The 20436-nt window shown below is 59.5% G+C and carries 13 protein-coding genes; 5 read left to right on the top strand and 8 right to left on the bottom strand.

The features are described 5' to 3' along the window. Positions 1-14: 14 nt before the first annotated feature. The 4 genes from mltG to ACXYMN_RS11865 form a co-directional block, all read right to left on the bottom strand. Positions 15-1172, bottom strand: coding sequence for an endolytic transglycosylase MltG (gene mltG / locus ACXYMN_RS11880; RefSeq protein WP_459013880.1), 1158 nt, complete (start codon positions 1170-1172; stop codon positions 15-17). Positions 1173-1310: 138 nt separating this feature from the next. Then, on the bottom strand, positions 1311-2570 hold the full coding sequence (fabF, locus tag ACXYMN_RS11875) for a beta-ketoacyl-ACP synthase II (protein ID WP_459013879.1): 1260 nt from the start codon (positions 2568-2570) through the stop codon (positions 1311-1313). Positions 2571-2665: 95 nt separating this feature from the next. Next, positions 2666-3463: a glycosyl transferase gene (locus ACXYMN_RS11870; protein WP_459013878.1), complete on the bottom strand. Its 798-nt coding sequence runs from the start codon at positions 3461-3463 to the stop codon at positions 2666-2668. 199 nt (positions 3464-3662) lie between these two features. Beyond that, entirely contained in the window at positions 3663-4814 is a 1152-nt protein-coding gene (locus tag ACXYMN_RS11865) for a hypothetical protein (RefSeq protein WP_459013877.1), read from the bottom strand. A gap of 441 nt (positions 4815-5255) precedes the next feature. On the opposite strand from ACXYMN_RS11865, the gene ACXYMN_RS11860 reads away from it, so the two are divergent. Continuing rightward, positions 5256-9140, top strand: coding sequence for a hypothetical protein (locus tag ACXYMN_RS11860; protein ID WP_459013876.1), 3885 nt, complete (start codon positions 5256-5258; stop codon positions 9138-9140). Positions 9141-9158: 18 nt separating this feature from the next. Here ACXYMN_RS11860 and ACXYMN_RS11855 read toward each other — a convergent pair whose 3' ends face one another. The 4 genes from ACXYMN_RS11855 to ACXYMN_RS11840 all read right to left on the bottom strand — a co-directional run bounded on the left by ACXYMN_RS11855 (position 9159) and on the right by ACXYMN_RS11840 (position 14899). Continuing rightward, complete coding sequence (locus ACXYMN_RS11855) at positions 9159-10346, bottom strand: hypothetical protein (RefSeq protein WP_459013875.1); 1188 nt, start codon at positions 10344-10346, stop codon at positions 9159-9161. Positions 10347-10502: 156 nt separating this feature from the next. Then, positions 10503-12131: a YecA family protein gene (locus tag ACXYMN_RS11850; protein ID WP_459013874.1), complete on the bottom strand. Its 1629-nt coding sequence runs from the start codon at positions 12129-12131 to the stop codon at positions 10503-10505. Continuing rightward, on the bottom strand, positions 12128-12922 hold the full coding sequence (locus tag ACXYMN_RS11845; protein ID WP_459013873.1) for a hypothetical protein: 795 nt from the start codon (positions 12920-12922) through the stop codon (positions 12128-12130). Before ACXYMN_RS11845 ends, ACXYMN_RS11850 begins: the two co-directional genes overlap by 4 nt. A 138-nt stretch (positions 12923-13060) precedes the next feature. Then, positions 13061-14899, bottom strand: a complete 1839-nt coding sequence (locus tag ACXYMN_RS11840) for an ABC transporter ATP-binding protein (protein WP_459013872.1) — start codon at positions 14897-14899, stop codon at positions 13061-13063. Positions 14900-15220: 321 nt separating this feature from the next. On the opposite strand from ACXYMN_RS11840, the gene ACXYMN_RS11835 reads away from it, so the two are divergent. The 4 genes from ACXYMN_RS11835 to ACXYMN_RS11820 all read left to right on the top strand — a co-directional run bounded on the left by ACXYMN_RS11835 (position 15221) and on the right by ACXYMN_RS11820 (position 20295). Next, entirely contained in the window at positions 15221-16918 is a 1698-nt protein-coding gene (locus tag ACXYMN_RS11835) for a peptide ABC transporter substrate-binding protein (protein WP_459013871.1), read from the top strand. 104 nt (positions 16919-17022) lie between these two features. Next, positions 17023-18060: an ABC transporter permease gene (locus ACXYMN_RS11830; protein ID WP_459013869.1), complete on the top strand. Its 1038-nt coding sequence runs from the start codon at positions 17023-17025 to the stop codon at positions 18058-18060. Further along, complete coding sequence (locus ACXYMN_RS11825; protein ID WP_459013867.1) at positions 18053-19033, top strand: ABC transporter permease; 981 nt, start codon at positions 18053-18055, stop codon at positions 19031-19033. Before ACXYMN_RS11830 ends, ACXYMN_RS11825 begins: the two co-directional genes overlap by 8 nt. A 209-nt stretch (positions 19034-19242) precedes the next feature. Further along, positions 19243-20295, top strand: coding sequence for a YeeE/YedE family protein (locus ACXYMN_RS11820; protein WP_459013866.1), 1053 nt, complete (start codon positions 19243-19245; stop codon positions 20293-20295). Positions 20296-20436: the final 141 nt, after the last annotated feature.

Here is a 20436-nt window from a genome sequence, read left to right as displayed (position 1 = left end):
CCGGTGTCGCGCGGTCACTGGCCCGCACGCTCTGCTTCGATCTGTCGCCAGCGCGCGACGTTCTCGTTATGCTCTGCCAGGGTCTCGGCGAAGGCATGTCCGCCGGTGCCGTCGGCCACGAAGAAGATGTATTCGGTGGTGTCGGGGTTGAGCGCCGCGCGGATCGACGCGCGGCCCGGATTGGCGATCGGCGTCGGCGGCAGACCGGTGATCACGTAGGTGTTGTAGGGTGTCTCGGCGCGCAGTTCGGACTGGCGGATGCCGCGGCCCAGCACACCCTCGCCGCCGGTGATGCCGTAGATTACCGTGGGGTCGGTCTGCAGCCGCATACCCTGCTCCAGCCGGTTGGTGAAGACCGAGGCCACTTGCGGGCGCTCTTCGGGGACACCGGTTTCCTTTTCGACGATCGAGGCGAGGATCAGCGCTTCGGTGGGGCTTTCGACCGCGACATTGTCGGCGCGGTTGGCCCATTCCTCGGAGAGGATGATATCCTGCGCCCGGCGCATCCGTTCGATCAGGCTGGCGCGGGTATCGCCGACCGCGACCTCGTAGCTGTCGGGCGCCAGAGAGCCTTCCGCCGGGACGTCGACGGTGCCTTCCAGCACATCGACCGCGTTCAGCTTGTCGATCACCTGCCAGCTGGTCACCCCCTCGGCGACCGCGACGCGGTAGCGCGTATCGGGGCGGCCGCGCACCGAGGTGTAGACCTCGGGCACCTCGGCATCGGCGACGCTGGGATCGAACTCGGCAATCTCGACGAAGCGCCCGGTGGCGGGGTCCAGTTCGCGGACCTCGACCTCGGCGGCGTTCACGCCGATGCGGTAGATCACTTCGGTGCCGCAGGTGGAGGCACCGCCCCGGGTGACGATATCGACGATCTCGCGCATCGATGCGCCCTCGGGCACCAGGTAGCTGCCCGCCTTCAGGTCCTGGGTCTTGTCGGCGTAATCCGCGCCCAGCCGGAACAGCGTGCCCGAGGACACCGCCCCCTGCGCGGCCAGATTGTCCGACACGCGGCTCATGTTGGTGCCGCGCGGCACCTCGAGGCAGATCGGTTCGGACAGCGGACCGGCGGAGTCGTATTGCGATTGTGCCCAGATCAGCATGCCGCCGAAAAGGAAAACGGCGACGACCAGGAAGGTCAGCGCGTTCGAGGCGATGTTGCGCCACATGTTTTGTGCCCTGCTCTCTTAACTCTCAAGCGCGCGAGGGGCCTGCCCGCGCGCGCCTGTCATCATTGTCTGTCAATTCGGCCCGGGGGAAGCCCGGTAGCCGATGCTGTGCGCGAAAACCGGCTTCGCGCGCGAAAATCAGCCGACCCTCGAGAAGACCACGCTGGCATTGGTGCCGCCGAACCCGAAAGAGTTCGACAGGGCGTGGACGATCTCGCGCTCGACCTTGGCATTTGCCGCGAGGTCCACCTTAGTGTCGACCGCGACGGTGTCGAGGTTGATGGTCGGCGGTGCCACCTGGTCGCGGATCGCGAGGATCGAGAAGATCGCCTCGATCGCGCCCGCCGCCCCCAGCAGGTGCCCGGTGGCCGACTTGGTCGACGACATGGTGACCTTGCCCGCCGCATCGCCCATCATCCGCTCGACCGCGCCCAGTTCGATCACATCCGCCATGGTCGAGGTGCCATGCGCGTTGATGTAGTCGATATCGGCGGGCGCGATCCCGGCGTTCTTCAGCGCCGCGCGCATCGACCGCTCGCCGCCCTCGCCGGTCTCGGAGGGGGCGGTGATGTGGTAGGCGTCGCCCGACAGCCCATAACCCGTCACCTCGGCATAGATCGTCGCCCCCCGCGCCACCGCGTGGTCGTATTCCTCAAGCACCACGACGCCCGCGCCCTCGCCCATCACGAAGCCGTCGCGGTCCGCGTCATAGGGGCGGCTGGCGGTTTCAGGCGCGTCGGCGCGCTTGGTCGACAGCGCCTTGCAGGCGTTGAAACCCGCGATGCCGATCTCGGAGATGGCGGCCTCTGCCCCGCCCGCGATCATCACATCGGCGTCGCCGTGCTGGATCAGCCGCGAGGCGTCGCCGATGGCATGCGCGCCGGTGGAGCACGCCGTCACCACCGCGTGGTTCGGGCCCTTGAAGCCGTACTTGATCGACACCTGGCCCGAGATCAGGTTGATCAGCGCGCCCGGGATAAAGAACGGCGACACCCGGCGCGGGCCCTTGTCGCGGATCAGAAGCGCGGTCTCGGCGATGGAGTTCAGCCCGCCGATGCCCGACCCGATCATCACGCCGGTGCGCAGGCGGTCTTCCTCGTCCTCGGGGGTCCAGCCGGCCATCTGCACCGCCTGTTCCGCCGCGGCGATGCCATACAGGATGAAGTCGTCCACCTTGCGGCGGTCCTTCGGGGCCATCCAGTCGTCGGGGTTGAACGTGCCCTCCGTCCCGTCGCCCCAGATCACCTCGCAGGCATAGGTCGTGGCCAGGTTCGAGGCGTCGAACTTGGTGATCGCCCCCGCGCCCGATTGCCCCGCGAGGATGCGGCTCCAGCTTTCCTCGACCCCCGTGGCAAGCGGTGTGACAAGGCCCATTCCGGTGACGACAACGCGACGCATATGCTGCCCTTTTCGTTGGCAAAACTTTCAGGGATCGCTCTTAACCCGCGCTCCGCGATGGGGCAAGGGCGTGCCCACGCCGCGCTGCGGCAGGATCATGCCCAGTCGGGGCCAAGATCCGCCGCCGCCCGCAGGATCCAGTGATCGCGCAGCCAGGCACAGGGCTTTGAATAGCGGATCAGCGACCCGCGATAGCCGTCGATCGCCTCGTCCATCTTCGGATGGCCGTGAAAACACACCACGCGCGCGGCCTCGGGCAACCTCGGCGGGCGCAGGTAATTGCCCGGGAACGGGTTGCAGTCATACTTGAACGACACCACCAGATCTTCGGGGATATAGCTGAACACGCCCCGCTCCATCGCCTTGTGGCTGGTATAGCGCTGCTCGGACCCGCGCGCGGCCTCGACCACCTTGTAGGGGTCCGCCGCCAGATCGTCGTAAAGAAACCCGTGCCGCGCCGGGTCGTAGCGAAAGACCGACCCGTGTCCGGTGGGCCGCCCCTTGCGCTTTTCGGTCCAGTCGTGGCGCATCGCCACGGTGCCGGGGGCCAGATCGAGGATCGGGGTCAGATCGCCGGTGATCACCACGTCGAGGTCGAAGCCCAGCACCGGCCCGTCGAGATCCGGGATCAGCCCCGCGCGAAACAGCGAGGTCTTGCGCATCGCCCCCTGCCGGTTCGCCACCGCCAGCGCGCGGTCCATCTCGGCGCGGAACGGCTCTTCGGGCAGGTCCAGCACCTCGATATCGGGATGCATCCCGCGCGCATCGTCGGTCATGCACATGAAGCGCACCGGCCGCCCAAGGTTCCGCCGCACGCCGGAATAGAGCCGGTTGACATATTCCGGCCCGAACAGCGTGCCCCACTTGATACAGATGATGTTGGCTTGGGTCATGGGGGGGGTTTAGCGGAGGGTGGCGGGCGGGGGAAGGTCCAGTCGCTCGCGGCCCATTGCCGACCTTCGACAAATGTTCATGATGCTGCAGCCGCAGCCCGCATTCCGGACATTCGCTGCAATAGCGAATCCCGAGATCTTCGTAATCACATGTCGCAGGTTGCGGAGGCACTCCCCGCAACCTCCAATCTCGTGGTCGTTATTCAGTCGACATCTTTGTCAGCCCTTGGCTGGCGTAGGCTTTGAGCATCATTTCCGTGTACTTAACGGTGCTTTTGGTGTGCTCACCCAACCCTGGCCAAGCAAAGGGCAACTCCCGCAGACAAAGCTCCTGATCAACACTTATCCCAAGTTGAGCCGCAACAGCGAGTGCTGAAACAGGTTCCTTGTGCTCCGGCCAAAGGTCTTCATCAAAAGTGATGCATACATCGTTGTCATCATGAACAAAGATATCGGCGAATAGAGCACCCAGCCGCTCGCTCACATTCGATGCATCCTCAACGAGAGCGCTTCGTATCAGGAGAGTCACCTTTTCTGCATCGAGTTCCAGTTTCAGTCGTGTATCCGCAATATCGACCACTAGCTCGGGCCTCCCCTGCTTCTCATTGTCAGCAAATGGCTTTGGCTGTGCATCAAGCTCTTCAAGCCACCAAGGACTTTCGAAAATATTGAGAGGAGACGCGTCACAACGTGGGCAATGCCAAAGACTCCTGGCAATCTGATCGCCAGTTATCGAAGTGTCGCAATGCAAGCAGAACCACTTATCTGCCTCAGACCCGTTTAAGGGATGACGGACAAGACCGTCTTTGTCTGGCTTTGTAGAACGTCTTGGCCAATCTGATGCTATTCCCGCACGAACCTGTTCCGCTCGTTTGATTGCGATGCCGAGCACTTCTTGCTGAAAAGCGGCTTCGTAGACTGGAGCCTCATGCTCAATCTGTTTTGCGATCTCTAGGAGAGGTTCCCCGTTTGGAGCTTCAGGCACATGAAGGTGCCAACCTGCCCCATGCATATGAACGTCGCCCATTGAAGCTGAGATAGAGTATTCGTGCCCATCAATGGTGCCGTGTTCAACATCTGTCTCGAAGACTGAGTCGCCAATAAATGACCCAGAACGAGGTCCACCAGCTTCATCGCCGGGCAGCGCTTCAATAAGCAATCTTTCAACGGCAGAAACATGCTCCTTTGTTGGGGTCCATCCGGCTCTATGTGCCTTGGTAACGTCGTTCCAGTGTGAAAAGCCCAATACTTCGGCAACCGTATCACGCGCTTTGTGGAGAGGTACCTGTCGAGCTCGCGCGTAGCGCTTGGACAGTTCTTTCAGTTTTTTTAGATAGTACGTCGGTTTCATGATCCATATCCGAACTGGATCCGAAAAGGTGCCCGCTGCTTATCGGACCCTGCCAACGGCATGGTATCCAAAAAAATCTATTCGCGTTGCTTTGCTTCGCATGGCGGACACACCGGCCTACGCGCTAGGCCAAGTGCATGATTGCCTGCTCGACCAAAAAGGTCAACCGGCATGTTCTACTCTCTGAGCGTGTTTGCCAATGCCACAGTGCAGCTTTGCCAAAGTGGACGTTGGTCTGAGTTGCTGTCATCGGAAAACTTCGAACTGAACACTGTTTTCTCAGCGGCCCCTCGATAGCAGTGGTAAGAGTAAACGAAAAATACTATCGTTCCCTTCCGCAGCCCGGCGCACATCAGATGAAATAACTATCGCTGAAACTCGGCTTGGCGAAGTTCTTGCAACTGAAACGCGACACAACGAGCAGCAAGTGATTTCGCAAAAATGAACGAAGACGATGACGTATTTAAGCTGATTTCAGACTTCATCAAAGGCAAGTCTGGCCGTCCTGACATGAGTGCTGCGCAGCTATCGGTGACGGGCAAGCTAAACACTGACGAAATCACAATGCCACAGTTGAGCAGGGACTACGGTGATTTCGCAGCAGAATACCCTGTAGTCACTCGGGCTATGAAGCACTGTTCACTTAGTTCTTGCCTGGCATGTTTTGGCGCGATGCTGACACTGCCTGAGTTCCAGTCTAACAATCGACGGCTTGAAATCCTTATCCACCTCGCGCTTATGTTCGCGCGGGGCCGGGTTGCATTAACTCCGGGAAAGGCCTCCGCTTGGTTTAACCAACTTGATGAAGGCACATGTGGCCGCGTGGAAGATCCTGCAGAGGATGTTTTCGTTGCTCCGGTTACGCTCTCGTCAGAATCCTTTCTGGTTTTCGAAGGCACCGCGGAAGGAAACGCATTTCAAACACAGGTTTTCCTGAATGCATTAGATGATATGCCCGATCGTGGAGCCTATCTCGCTTTAAAAAACTCGGTGCGGGCGATCTTGAGAGTATCTCAGACGATGGCTGAGCGAGTTGGCGTTGATGAGTTCCTCGTTGGGAACACAGTACCAGCTTCCAAAATTGGAAAGCCGGGCGCTGAAGTCTGGTCACAGCTGATGAAGAACGTCACCTTTTCGTTCGATGAGCTGGATGAAATTGGTGTCACAAGGCAAGAGCTACAGCCATTCATCATTCATGAAGATACCTTTGAGTTGTTAGACAAGCTCCAACCTGGTCACACCCCCGTCGAGGCGCATCCGGTTTATGAGACAAAGAAAGGTCTGATATTTTTTGCGCCAAGCGTCATAGGCTTGGCAATCCGCCATTTCATCATTGAGCAATGTATTGAAGCAGACATGCAAGAGGTTTTGCACGCCTCAATTGCAAATGCATATACACGTCTTTTCTCATCAGAGCCATTTTTGGGGGATACTCGACTTACGCCTCAACTTGCAAAACATGCTGGTCTATATGTGTCTCATGCCACGAAAGAAATCGACTCTGGCAGATACCTTCACGTTGTCTTCCTGGTCGATAGCTTCGACGGCTATGACGACGGCACTTTTGCAGGACACAACGACTTCGACAAGACGGCCGATTTTGTAAGACGCGCCATAGAGGAAGCACATAGCAAGGTTTCGGAAAGAGCGGGATATCGGGAGGCAATCACCCTTGTCATCGGCTGTGGCTGGGGGCGCGGATTTGGGTTTGGTTTGCATGAACTACCAGCAAACTGGCGCATTGAGATGATACCTGCCTTTGACGCTTTCACTTTGTCGCGTCTCCCTTCGTTTTCGCCATTGGAGATATTCCGTGTTTTGGATGCAAAGCGCTGCGCCGAAGCGATGGGTATCGAAATTCTAAATGCTAACGGATTACTGAACTTGTACGCGTGGATGAAGGAGAACCACGGGCATATTATTCCACATGAAAAGCTTCAGGACGATTTTCTGGATACTCCCGGAGGAAGCTTTCTTCATCTACCGATTAACTCAAATCTGAACCTGCGTCAGAGAGCAAATCTTGGCGCGCACATAAAAACGCTCAGACGTCCCGATGGAACGCTCTCGCGATTTAGGCGGAACAGTGGGACGCCGAGATACGGCACCGATGAGCTATCCCCCTTTTACGTTGACCTTGAAGGTATCGGCGGCGACTTGTGGAGATCAGTCTATCTAGGAAAAAAGGGAGCCTATTGGATTGAGGGCCGTGTCCCGCAAGGCACGGACGCTTCACTGAGCTACCACATGCTTGCGATGGTGATGCACTGGAGCGAGCAGGTTTTCCGACATTTGGATGAAGCAGTGATCACGGAAAACCTCAATGTCTGCCTTGAGGCCTTATTTGACGACCATGAAATGCCCATCGAGTCTACGACCATCCCCGATGAGAAGGAGATATCTAGCCTAGTAAGTGCGCAACCGATCGAAATAGCGGGATATACTGCTGCCAGAATTCAATTGCATGAGGGATATCTCCTCTCGGCGCAACGTCACGATAATCTCGGAGAACGGATCGTTGTCCGTGCAATGGTTTCCAGTATTCTTGGTCAGCTACAAGGCGCTCTTGGTGACGCGCAGACCGAGGATTTTGTAAGCGCCGTGATGCCCTCTGAGCATGCGAGGCATTTTCATGGCTTTACCGTACCAAACGTCCGAGATTTCGTTAGGGACGACCTGCCAAATTCAGTCGTCAAAATCACATCTCTGGATGATGCGCAGTCGCGCCTTGGTTTAGGTTGGAAGTGCCGTGACCCTTCGCAGGGCCTGTACATCAATGGACTTGAGGACTGCAAAACTTATCTACGCCAGCTGGTTCTTGCAGTTGTGAACGAACTTAAGGGCTCTCTTTCCGGATTTAACCGCTTTGAGACGATCTACGCCCTGCTTCTAAACCATGAAGCTGCGATGAAAGAATTTGAAACTTGGAGAAGAACCTTCGCTTCGGTGAATGCTCTGAGTACCATCGAGGGGGGTGCGACGGCTGAGGCGTCGGAATCGATTGCCAAACTGAATGCTGCGAGCATGGCTTCGAGACTGGTTGTGGAAGCTGCCGTATCAGAGTGCCCGCTTGAGGCTGGTTTGACCCCGGGGCGGTACGATCTCGCCCAACTTATGTCACGGGCCGCACTGCTTCATCACCTCGGAGGCTACTCGGTTGCTATGGAAGCAGGGATGATGCCTGCGGAGATAAAGATATCACCTGCAGGCGACGTAATGATGAATCATTCCTTCTCAGACAATATCATCACACCTTTTGGACAGAGCTTTCAGTCGCAGGCGTTACGCGATGCCGCTGATGCCTACGTCGAAAACTATGCTCAGCCAGGGGCTTCGGCAGATGATCACTCGAAATCGGACAAATTGGAGTTGGACGAGATGTTCGAACAGGCGTGGTTTGATGAATATGGTTCTTCCATTGACGAGATAGCAGCGATTATCGGCGGATTCGAGGCAATCGCACACACTGATCGGAAGGCAGTGATACCAATGCTGCTCTCCGAGCTAATAACACGTTTGGCAACCGACACGGGGCTAGAAGAAGAGCGTTTAAGAGTGTGCGTAGAACCGTTCCTCTTCACGCCGAGAGCATCATGGAACGATGTGCCGAAAGGTTTCGAGGAGTCGAGCTGGCACCCTTGGCGGTTCCAGCGCCAACTTTCAATAGTCTCACGACCGATTATCCAACTAGACACGGATGAAGATCCAACCTGCCTTATTGCTCCGGCAATGACATATATGCACATCCTGAAGTTCGTCTCCGATGCACGCCTCGGTGATTTTGATCAGAAATTCTTTCGTGCTGGCGGAAGCATGTTCAAGTGGATGGGCAGGATCAATGGCAGTGAGGGAGAGGAATTTAATAAATCGGTGGCCTCTGAGTTTCATCGCTGCGGTTGGGAGGCCAAGGCGAACCTGTCAGATGGGCAGATTTTCTCTCGTCCGAAGAAGCAGGGCTTTGGTGATGTCGATGTCTTGGCTTGGAACCAAGACCAGAGACGCGTGCTGATCGTCGAGTGCAAGGACCTTTCCTTCGCCAAAACCATGGGTGAAATTGCGTGGCAGCTGAGTAAGTACAAGGGCGAGATAAAGCCCAACGGACAACCCGACCTTCTTCGAAAGCATCTGAACCGCTGCGAAGAAATTGAAGAAAACCGCCAAGCGCTTTCGATGTTTGTCGGCTTCGAGGTGAGCACTATAGACCGGATTCTGCTCATGAGCCAAGCGACCCCCCTGCAGTTTGCGAAGTTTGGAGAGGAGAACAGCGTCGCCGTAGTAACGTTTCGGGAGATCGAACCGACTTTCGGCAGCGAAAGAAACGGTTGAGAGGCAACCATTAGTGATCTAGTGCGGAACGGATTTGAGCTCACCAGCGCTTTCCATGATTTCGCTCATTGCGGAAAACGTATTTGAAAGGCCATCAACGAGCTTTTCATAGATGTCAAAGAGCGATGCATCTGGTTCTAGCCCAAGGCGTCGTGTCACGGACTCCAGCTGAGGTGGATTTGATCCTGGCGTCAAATGCGAGTAGGCAACACGGAGGTCGTAGAGCACATAAAGCGGCGACATAATCGCCGCGACCTCTTTGCTTGATGCCATTGTTTCCAATATGGTCTGCAAACGCTTCAAACTCCCGGGCCCCAGAGCTTTCACTCCAAGGCTCTTTATGACTCTTTCGAGTGCAGCGTTATCCAGGGATTCCAAATAGACCTTGTTCAAGGTGTCAGCTACGTGACGCCGCTCTTTCGGAGTATCCACGACCGGCGGAGTGAAGGATAGCGCAAGATCATACGCTTCCGCCTCGAGGTGACCAAGTGCAACACCAAACCTAGCGAAGCTCTTATTCAGGAATTCAGAACGAAGGCGGAATAGTTCTTCCTCCTTGGCAAGTTCGGTGAACTTCACTTCTATCTGACCATCATAGAATTCGCTGCCTAGCGAATGATCTGAAGGAATGTTCTCTGAGCGCAGGTAATACTGCTCATTCTCGGGCAGCTTAGCGATATCTCCGAGCCACATGACGATATGACCGTGACGATTGAGACCAAAGCTTATGCTCTCCTCCTGAGTGTCAATCGATCCGTAGGTCGTTGATGCAAATTTCACGCTGTAGTCAGGAGAGTTGTCGTACTTCAGTAGCACACTGCGATTGAAAAACACTGGCTGCAGGAACCCTTCATCAAAGGAACGGTACAAACCAGGGATGTAGAAATAATCGTCCGGGTCAAAGAGAAAAGGTACATTGGTGAACCCGAATTTTTCGGTATGTTTCCGCCTTTTGACGCTGACCACTTTCGATGATCGCTCAAAAGCCTCTTTGTGGAGATTCACTATCGCAAAGCGTGAACCGTCCGGAAGCTGTTCATGGCCGCATTGTGGGCACCTTAGTACCGGTAGACCGCAAATTTTTATGGCGACTCCAGAGACAGTTTCATTGAAGTCGATAAATGAAAGTTCGGTGTGTGCATTGCAGTTGTCGCAATAGATCCGCTGAGGTACGCCGTCTTTGGGGATAATATCACTGATTTCCATAGTTCATCCGCCTATAAAGAACCATGCCGCACCGGCCAAAAACGGGTGTTCCGCAGTAGGCGAAAGCAAAGGACCTCTTGAATTCTCCTTTGCGGGGCAAAAATACCTCACAGAGGGCAGCAGTCAGAATGACATGACCAACCATATACTGCCCTCTTAGCGGCCGTGACATTTTTTGTATTTTTCACCACTGCCGCAAGGACACGGCTCATTTCGGCCCGTTTTCTTGGCCTTGAATGGCGCGGCGCTTTGGTCTGAATGGTTGAGCATCATTTTCCTGGCAGGTTGCGCCATTCGGGAGGCATCTTCGTATATGTGGGCATTTTCGGTAGTTCGCGACGTGGGAATGTGGACTTCAAATGATTTTGCTTCATGGTAAGTCCCATCGGCACTCACCTCCGCGAAAATACCTACGACGTTTTTAGCCTCTAGGGCCACTGCAACTGCGCTGGCTTTGCTGGTCACCTGTGCCCAATCCACTTGCTTTCTGAATTGCTGAAGCCAGACGAAGAGTGGGTCGCCATCACCGCCCAATGAAAAGTAGCGAAATGGGTGCTCGTTCAGGGTCTTCCGAAGATCGACCAGCATTTTTGCGAGATTGTTCTTGCCGTCACCCCCGAAATCGCGGATATGACTTTCCGCTGAAAGCCACCCGCTTGCTCGAGTGGCATCAATGGCGTCAAGAAGATTTAATACCTCAAGCGGGATATCCTGCGTTGGAAGCGCTTTGGTCTCCCAGTTTTCTCCTTCAAAGCACTTGTCAACGATCTCACTCATTCCATCCCACAAGACCATGCTGGCGTTGCCGTTTTTGAGCTGTTCAGCCAAATCGTGATCAAATCGATTTTTTGTCAGGTAAGCGCCAAGATGGTCGAATTCATCGAAGAGATGAGCACGGCGCATCCCAGCAACGGATTGCCGAACCTCCAGGTAGTGGGCAAAACAACCTGGCGTGGGTAAGAACCGCTTGAGCACGAATAAGTCGTCAATTGACAGCGAAATGAAAGCATGCTGCCCAAGCAACGGTTCGACTTGCGGCAGTTCCTTGCAGAATGTTGCGAGAGGCGAGAACGACTCTACGGTAAGTCCAATTGGCAACAGCACGCGATAGTCTGAGCGGCGAACACGTCCCCGTTCTTCGTACTTACCGGCGATACGTTGATAAAGCGGCACTTCGTCTGCAGAACTAAGGTAACGAAAGAAACGGTCGCATTGCTGATACGCCTTGAGCACCAAGTCTTGTACGGACTGAGCGTGGCGACCGAAATCTAGCGCAGGTGACGCTATGGTTGCAGCAGCTCCTGCTTTTGCTTCAACCAAAATAAGCACATCATCAATCAGGACTAGCGTGTCGTTTTCGGACCACTGCTTGGTAGCCGGATCCTTGTAATAGACTTCCTGAAGCACTTTGGCGCCTGGGAGTTGGGAAGAGAGAATATCGGCGAACGCTGCTTCGCTCATCAATTTTTGCCGATCTTCAAAGGTTTTCTTGTAGTCTGGTTTTCGTTGAAGAAGATTGAAGAGGAGCGCTCGATACCCTGCATCACGGGCGAAGCAAGGGTCCACGGCGTAGTAGTCAGATCCTAGTTGTACCAAAGGTTTTTTCCGGGCAGGCAGTGTCCGGTAGGGTGTTCCCGCGAAGTCGCCAGCAGCGAAAAACTCCGTTTCTTCTCCGCGACTGTAGGCCAAATCCGCCAGTAGAACCTGCGGGAGTTTGGTGTGACGGCTTACGTTGGCAATGCCACCCCGAAACATATCATCTATCGCTTGACCGGTGGCGTTCAATTGGTCTGCATTTTCTTTCCCCACGCTTCCATGATGTCTTCCAGAGGCTTTTCATTTGTATCTGCAAAAGCCTGCGCCGCTTGAAATTGCTTCATCATCTCTGAAATGGCGTTGGCATGCCCGGATCGTGTGGCATTGGCCATCGCTTGGAAGCCTTCGGCGATATCGTCTGCACCAACACCGTAGACCTCTTTCAGAACATCATCATGCGCTGCCAAGACGTAGCGGTAAAACTCCCCCTCTAAGACTTGGTAACGGTTTCCGCGCAACATGACCCACGTAGACTTTGCGCGAAATTCGATATCGGCTGTGTCAGGGCCGAATACGCCGGTCTTAGTTCCCGCTGATGAGACCATGGCGAAGAGCATCGCTTGCTCTCGCAATTTTCGGCTGAGTTGATACAGCTCGACGCACTTAGGTTCATCGAACTTCATGTCGTCGGGAGCAGACTCAGATGCAAGTACCGCGTGTACGTATTCAAGCAGAAATTGATTCTGGTTGATGAGGTCCTCTGGGCCATCGGCTCCAGGTTGTTCCTCGTCAGCAACCCCATCGTCTCCCATCGCTTTCAGCGTGTTCTGAGCGTAGATGTAGCCAAGTAGATCATGCGGAGGCATTGCCACTATCATTTCACGCATGTTGGCGGCAGTGGTCTGCATTTCTTTCAGAAGAGCGGCTTCAGCCTCTTTTCGTTCTTTTTCGTCCATCAAAAAGTTCACCGGTTGTATTGAAGAGGCAATTGAAAGAATTGGCACGCGTCGGTTTTGGATCTTGGCAAAATCCAGCGCCAAATGAAACGACTTAAGGGACTACTCGTGCCGCTCGTGGGTCGCCTTTGTACAAGAAGCTCTTATCGCCTTAGAAGAAGGTCCGCTTCTCCGCGGAGTTATCTGCGATTGGCAACTGCAGCGAAGGTCGGCTTCCCGCCCTCAATACCCCGACTCCGACACCAGCACCTTATGCCCCGGCCCTACCTCCTTGTACACATTTGCCACCGGCTCATACCCCACCGGATGAATGGGCGACGGGATCGGTTTGAAGTTCAGGTCGCGCTCTGACTTGCGGCGCGTGGGGTCGGCGATGGGCACCGCTTTCATCAGCGCCTGGGTATAGGGGTGCTGTGGGTCTTCAAAGACCTCGCGGCGGGGGCCAAGCTCCACGATGCGGCCCAGATACATCACGCCGACGTAATGCGACACCCGCTCGACCACCGCCATGTCGTGCGAAATGAACAGGAACGACAGCCCCATCTCGGCCTGCAATTCCATCATCAGGTTCAGCACCTGCGCCTGCACCGACACATCCAGCGCCGATACCGCCTCGTCCGCGACGATCAGCTTGGGGTTCAGCGCCAGCGCCCGGGCGATGGCGATGCGCTGGCGCTGGCCGCCCGACAATTCGTGCGGATAGCGCTGCATGAAGCTGCGCGGCAACTCGACCCGGTCGAACAGGTTCGCCACCTTGTCGCGGATGCCGTCGCGGCCCAGCCCCAGCCCGCCATAATTGTGCAACGGTTCGGCCACCTGATCGGACAGCTGCATCTGCGGGTTGAGCGACGCGAACGGGTCCTGAAAGATCATCTGCATGTCCTGCCGCGCCCAGCGCAACTCGGACGGCGACAGCGCCATGATGTCGGTGCCGTCCAGATCGACCTTGCCCGACAGGGGCTCTACCAGCCGCAGCAGCGACCGCCCCGCCGTCGACTTGCCGCAGCCCGATTCGCCCACCAGGCTCAGCGTCTGGCCCCGGTTGATGGTGAAGGACAGATCCTCGACCGCGTGCACATTGGCCACCGTGCGGCGGAAGAACCCGCCCTGCACCGGAAACCGCGTGGTCAGCCCCTCGACCGTCAGCAGCACCTCGTTGGTGCCCGGGATCGGCGACAGGTCCTGGTCGTCGCGCCCCACCAGCTTCATCGGCGCGGGGTTGTCGGTGCCCGTCATCTCGCCCAGCTTCGGCACGGCGGCCAGCAGCGCCTGGGTATAGGGATGCTGCGGGGCCGCGAAAATGTCGGCGACCGGGCCTTCCTCGACCTTCATGCCGCGGAACATCACCACCACGCGGTCGGCCATCTGCGCCACCACCGCCATGTCATGGGTGATGAACATCACCGCCGTGCCCGTCTCGCGCTTGAGCCGGTCGATCAGCGCCAGGATTTCCGCCTGGATGGTCACGTCAAGCGCGGTGGTCGGCTCGTCCGCGATCAGCAGGCGCGGCTTGCAGGCCAGCGCCATGGCGATCACCACCCGCTGCCGCATGCCGCCGGACAATTCGTGCGGATATTGCTTCAACCGCCGCTCCGGTTCGGGGATGCGGACCTGCTGCATCAGTTCCAGCGCCCGTGCGGCGGCCTCGTCGCGCGACATGCCGCGATGCACCCGCAGCCCCTCGGTCAATTGCCGCTCGACGGTGAAGACCGGGTTCAGCGCGGTCATCGGCTCCTGAAAGATCATGCCGATCTCGTTGCCCCGGATGGTGCGCATCAGGCCCTGCTCGGCGCTGGCAAGGTCCAGCGCGCCGCCCTCCTTGCGGTCGAAGATCAGCGTGCCGCCCGCGATATCGCCGCCGGAAAACTCGATCAGCCGCATCAGCGACAGCGACGAGACGGACTTGCCCGACCCCGACTCGCCCACCACGCAGACCGTCTCTCCGGGGTTGATGGTGAACGACACGTCCTTCACACCGGCCACGGTTCCGGCCTTGGTCTGGAACTCGACGCGAAGATTGTCGATCCGAACGATCGGTCCGGTCTCGGCGGTATCGAGCATGGGGGTGTTCCTTCGGGATTGTGCAGTGACCGCCAAGCCTAGGGAGAGAGGCGCGCGGCTGTCAAACCACAAGCCGTGTGGCGCGGCGAAAAATCCCGGCGCGCCGCCCCGGCAGGCGTTGGCGCCGCCCCGGCAGGCGTTGGCGCCGCCCCGGCAGGCGTTGGCGCCGCGATCATGACTGCCATAAAGGTCGCAAGGGTTGCATTTTGTCCGGCTTCGGTTTTCGATACCGCATTGCCCGGTGCATGGCAGTGCCGGTGCTTCGGTCAGATAACAAAAAAGCCCGGTGACATATCCGGAACCAACTTTGGAGAGACATCCATGAAACTCAGAACCCTGCTCATGGGGGCGGTGGCGGCCTCGGCATTTGCGCCCGCCGCCTTCGCCGAGCGCGGATCCGACGGCCAGGTCAACATCATCTACTGGCAGGCCCCGTCGATCATGAACCCCTACCTCTCGGGCGGTACCAAGGACGTCGAGGCGGCCAGCCTCGTGATCGAGCCGCTGGCGCGCTACAACGAGATGGGCGAACTGGTGCCCTGGCTCGTGGACGAGATCCCCACCGTCGACAATGGCGGCGTGTCCGAGGATCTGACCCAGATCACATGGAAGCTCACACCCGGCCTGAAATGGTCCGACGGCACCGATGTCACCTCTGCGGATGTGCAGTTCACCTATGAATACTGCACCGACCCCGATGGCGGCTGCGCGCAGCTGACCAAATTCGAAGGCGTGACCTCGGTCGAGACCCCGGATGCCCAAACCGTCGTGGTGACGTTCAACCAGCCGACGCCGAACCCCTATGGTCCCTTCGTCGGCGGCGAAAGCCCGATCATCCAGAAGGCCCAGTTCGAGAATTGCAAAGGGGCCGCGGCCTCGACCTGCACCGAACAGAACTTCAACCCGCACGGCACCGGCGGCTTTGTCGTCGCCGAGTTCAAGCCCAACGACGTGATCACCCTCGAGGCGAACACGCATTACCGCGACCCGGCCAAGCCCGCGTTCCAGACGATCAACTTCAAGGGCGGCGGCGACGCCACGGCGGCGGGCCGCGCAGTGATGGAAACCGGCGAGTTTGACTATGCCTGGAACCTGCAGCTGGCCCCCGACGTCATCGCGGCGATGGAAGCGGGCGGCAAGGGCACGCCGGTGGCGGGCTTCGGTCCGCTGGTCGAGCGGATCATGCTCAACCACACCAACCCCGACCCGGCGCTTGGCCCGGACGAACGTTCGGTGGTGCGTCCGCATCCGTTCCTTCAGGACCCCGCGGTCTACCAGGCGATGTCTATGGCCATCGACCGTCCGCTGCTGGTCGAGGTGGGCTACGGCAAGGCCGGCAAGGTCACCTGCAACTGGGTGCCCGCACCCGAAGCGTTCAACTCCGACAGCATGACCTGCGACACCCAGGACATCGCGGGCGCCAACGCGCTGCTGGATGAGGCCGGCATCGTCGACAGCGACGGCGACGGCATCCGCGAAAAGGATGGCGTGCCGCTGTCGATTGTCTACCAGTCGTCGACCAACGCGGTCCGTCAGGACTTCCAGGCGCTGATCAAGCAGTGGTGGTCCGAGATCGGCATCGAAACCGAGTTGCGCAACATCGACAGCTCGGTGTTCTTCGGCGGCGATCCGGGCAGCCCGGACACCTTCCAGAAGTTCTATGCCGACGTCGAGATGTACGCCAACACCTTCAACGGCACCGATCCGCAGGCCTATCTGGGCAACGCGCTCTGCGACAAGGCTCCGCGTCCCGAAACCCAGTGGCAGGGCGAAAACATCTCGCGCTTCTGCATGGAGGAATACGACGCGCTGCATGCCAAGCTGTCGAACACCGCCGACTTGGCCGAACGGTCGCGCATCGGGCGCGAGCTGAACGACATGGCGGTGCAGAACGGCGCGATGATCCCGCTGGTGCACCGTGGCCGTCTCTCGGCCCACGCCAACAGCCTTGGCGGCGTCAAGCTCAATGTCTGGGACAGCGAGCTGTGGAACGTGGCCGACTGGTACCGGATGGACTGATCGACATCTGGCGCGGGGTGTCATGCCCCGCGCCTCACCCCGTCAGGGCGGGTTCCGGCCCGCCCTGCCTGACCTCCCCGTCCCAGTGATCGGTCGCACCTCTCATGCTCACCTTCACCATTCGCCGACTCCTGCTGTCGATCCCGACGCTGCTGTTCATCAGCTTCGTGATCTTCATGCTGCTGCAACTGGCCCCCGGCGACCCGATGGCGCAGGTGCCGCTGACCGTCCCGGCCGAGGTCAAACAGAAGATGCGCGAGGCGCTCGGCCTCGGTGAGCCGCCGCTGGTGCAGTACTGGAAATGGATCGTCCAGGTCTTCTGGATCGAACCCAAGGTGCTGATCGACTACCTGACCAATTCCTCGACGCTGCTGGGCTGGCTGCCCGATACGTCGCTCTACAACGGCGAGCTGCGGGTGATCTCGTGGCAGACCCGCTCGCCGGTGATGGACATCGTGATCCAGCGGATCCCGCAGACCATGTGGGTGGTCGGACTGGCCTACCTCGTGGGGGTGCTGATTTCCCTGCCGATCGGGGTCTATTCGGCCTACCGGCAATATTCGGTCTTCGATCAGGCCGGCACCTTCGTGACGATGATCGGCTTCTCGATCCCGCCGTTCTTCACCGGCCCGCTGCTGATCGTGATCTTCTCGGTCTATCTGGGCTGGTTCCCGTCGATCTACGACACCACCCACGAGGTCACCGACTGGGCCAGCTTCCAGGTCCAGATCAAGCAGATGATCATGCCGGTGATGGTGCTGGCGCTGCAGACCACGGCGCAGATCAGCCGCTACATGCGCGCCTCCATGCTCGACAACCTCGGCGCGGATTACGTCCGCACCGCTCGGGCCAAGGGCCTGTCCGAGGCGGTGGTCGTCAATGTCCACGTGCTGCGCAACTCGATGATCCCCGTTGTCACCGTGATCGCGCTGGGGGTGCCCGCCATCTTCGGCGGCGCCATCATCACCGAGAACGTCTTCAAGGTGAACGGCATCGGCCAGCTTCTGATCACCGCGCTCTTCGCCAACGATCTGCCGATGGTGATGACGCTGACATTCATTTTCGCCTTCCTCATCGTGATGTTCAATCTCGTCGCCGATGTGCTCTACGGCGTGCTCGACCCGAGGATCCGCTATGACTGAACCGGTCCCCGCCTCCCCCGCAGCCATCGAAGCGCTGAAGGACGAAGGTCCGACCACGCCGCCGCACAGCAAGTCGCGCGACGTCTGGAACCAGTTCAAGAAGCACAAGGGGGCCATGGTCGGCGGCGGCTTTCTGGCCTTCATCACCCTCGCGGTGCTGCTCGGCCCCTATATCTGGACGCTCGATCCGCAGAAACTCGACATCCGAAACAAGGACCTGCGCCCGATCTACACGGCCCTCTGGGACGCCGCGGCCAAGACCACCTGGGCGCATCCCTTCGGCACCGACAACCTCGGGCGCGACCAGCTGGCGCAGATGATCTCGGGCGGGCGGGCCTCGATGGCGGTAGGCTGGGCGGCGATGATCCTGTCGCTGGTGATCGGCACCGCGGTCGGCGTCGTGGCGGGCTATTTCAAGCGCGTCGACGGGCTCTTGATGCGGATGACGGACCTGTTCCTGTCGCTGCCGATCCTGCCGCTGCTGCTGGTGGCGGTGACCCTGTTCCGCCAGCCCCTGCGCGCCAATTTCGGCCCCGAGGGCGGCATGTTCATCCTGATCGTGACAATCATCGGCATCACCTCGTGGATGCCGACGGCGCGGATCGTGCGCGGCGACGTGCTGGCGCTGAAGCAGCGCGAGTTCATCCTTGCGGCGCAGTCCATCGGCACCACCAGCGCCAAGATCATCCGCCGCCACCTGCTGCCCAACGTGCTGTCGCCGATCATGGTCTCGGCGACGCTGGGCCTGGCCACCGCGATCATCACCGAATCGGCTCTGTCCTTCCTGGGCGTGGGCTTTCCGTCGGACTTCCCGACCTGGGGCAAGATGCTGGCCGACGCGGTGCCGCGCATGTCCGAGTTCCCCGAGCGGGTGCTGCTGCCCGGCATCGCCATCTCGCTGACGGTGCTGTCGGTGAACTACCTCGGCGACGGGCTGCGCGACGCGCTCGACCCGCGTATCCGGGGCCGCTGAGCGGAAAATAAGGACGGCTGCGGCGTGCCCGACGCGGCAGGCGACAACGGCGTTGCCGCGTGGCGGACCGCCCCGGGCAGATCTTCCCGCCACACCGCCCGTTGGCGGGAAACGGTTCCGCGAACACCCGGGCAACGGGCGGGTGCCGTTCTTGATCCGGGGCCGTTTATGCGTCACCTGAGGCAAAATTTCCCTCACGAGGTGGCGTCATGTTCGCAGATCTTGGTTTTGAAACCCTCACCGCACCGCAAGTGGCGGTCTTCTTCGGCCTGGCCCTCGGCCTTGTCTTCGGCGTCCTGGCCGAGATCACCCGCTTCTGCTTCCGCCGCGCGCTGGTAGGCGAAGACCGTCGCGCTGCCGCCGGTGTCTGGTTCGCGGCGCTGGCCACGGCGCTGCTCGGCACGCAGGCGGCCATCGCCACCGGCTATCTCGACTTCGACGCGCACCGCTTCATGTCCGGCGATCTGCCGATCGTGGCGATCCTCGTGGGTGGCCTGCTGTTCGGCGCGGGCATGGTGCTGACGCGCGGCTGCGTGTCGCGCCTGACGGTCCTGACCGCGGGCGGCAACCTGCGCGGGCTGTTCGTGCTGATGGTGTTCGCGCTGGTCGCCCACGCGACGCTCAAGGGCGTGCTGGCCCCGGTCCGCACAACGCTGGGGGCGACGACCGTGTCGCTGGGCGAGACCGTGTCGCTGGCCGCCCTGCCCGGCGGTGCCGCGCTCTGGACCGCGCTGATCGCGGTCGCCGCGCTGGCCATCGCCGCCCGTTCGGGCGCGCGCCCGCTGCATCTCGTGCTCGCGGCGGCCCTTGGCCTTCTCGTCCCGGCAGGCTGGGTCGGCACCGGCTTCGTGCTGTTCGACGATTTCGACCCGGTCGCGCTGGAAAGCCTGTCCTTCACCGCGCCCTGGGCCGACACGCTGTTCTTTACGCTGGCCTCGACCTCGATCCCGGCGGGCTTCGGCACCGGCCTGATCGGCGGCGTGCTGGCCGGCGCGCTGGTCTCTTCGCTGATCGCGGGCCGCTTCGCCTGGCAAAGCTTCGAAAGCCCGGCCCAGACCGGCCGTTACGGGCTTGGCGCGGTGCTGATGGGCATGGGCGGCGTGCTGGCCGGCGGCTGCACCATCGGCGCGGGCCTGGCCGGTGTGCCGACGCTGTCCGTGGCCGCGATCCTGGCGCTGGTGGCCATCGCCCTGGGCGCGTTTGCCATGCAGGCGGTGCTGGGCCGCGCGGTTCCGGGCCGGGTGCTGCATCCTGCCGAGTAACCGGACCATCGGCCGGACGGCATGGGCATCGCTGCCCGCGTCACGGCCCGATCGCGGCCCGCGTCCCCGGGCCGCACCCGACGCCCGCCCGCCCCAACGGGTGGGCGTCCTCGCATCCGCTTGCCCCTGACCCCTGTCACG

Source organism: Roseivivax sp. CAU 1753 (genome assembly GCF_054482575.1).
This window is presented reverse-complemented; position numbering and strand designations above follow the sequence as displayed.

Bases quoted from the DNA above. Each gene is read 5' to 3' on its own strand.
- fabF (WP_459013879.1), bottom strand. From the start codon at position 2,570: ATGCGTCGCGTTGTCGTCACCGGAATGGGCCTTGTCACACCGCTTGCC.
- ACXYMN_RS11860 (WP_459013876.1), top strand. From the start codon at position 5,256: ATGAACGAAGACGATGACGTATTTAAGCTGATTTCAGACTTCATCAAA.
- ACXYMN_RS11835 (WP_459013871.1), top strand. From the start codon at position 15,221: ATGAAACTCAGAACCCTGCTCATGGGGGCGGTGGCGGCCTCGGCATTT.
- ACXYMN_RS11855 (WP_459013875.1), bottom strand. From the start codon at position 10,346: ATGGAAATCAGTGATATTATCCCCAAAGACGGCGTACCTCAGCGGATC.
- ACXYMN_RS11840 (WP_459013872.1), bottom strand. From the start codon at position 14,899: ATGCTCGATACCGCCGAGACCGGACCGATCGTTCGGATCGACAATCTT.
- ACXYMN_RS11830 (WP_459013869.1), top strand. From the start codon at position 17,023: ATGCTCACCTTCACCATTCGCCGACTCCTGCTGTCGATCCCGACGCTG.
- ACXYMN_RS11825 (WP_459013867.1), top strand. From the start codon at position 18,053: ATGACTGAACCGGTCCCCGCCTCCCCCGCAGCCATCGAAGCGCTGAAG.
- ACXYMN_RS11820 (WP_459013866.1), top strand. From the start codon at position 19,243: ATGTTCGCAGATCTTGGTTTTGAAACCCTCACCGCACCGCAAGTGGCG.
- ACXYMN_RS11870 (WP_459013878.1), bottom strand. From the start codon at position 3,463: ATGACCCAAGCCAACATCATCTGTATCAAGTGGGGCACGCTGTTCGGG.
- mltG (WP_459013880.1), bottom strand. From the start codon at position 1,172: ATGTGGCGCAACATCGCCTCGAACGCGCTGACCTTCCTGGTCGTCGCC.
- ACXYMN_RS11865 (WP_459013877.1), bottom strand. From the start codon at position 4,814: ATGAAACCGACGTACTATCTAAAAAAACTGAAAGAACTGTCCAAGCGC.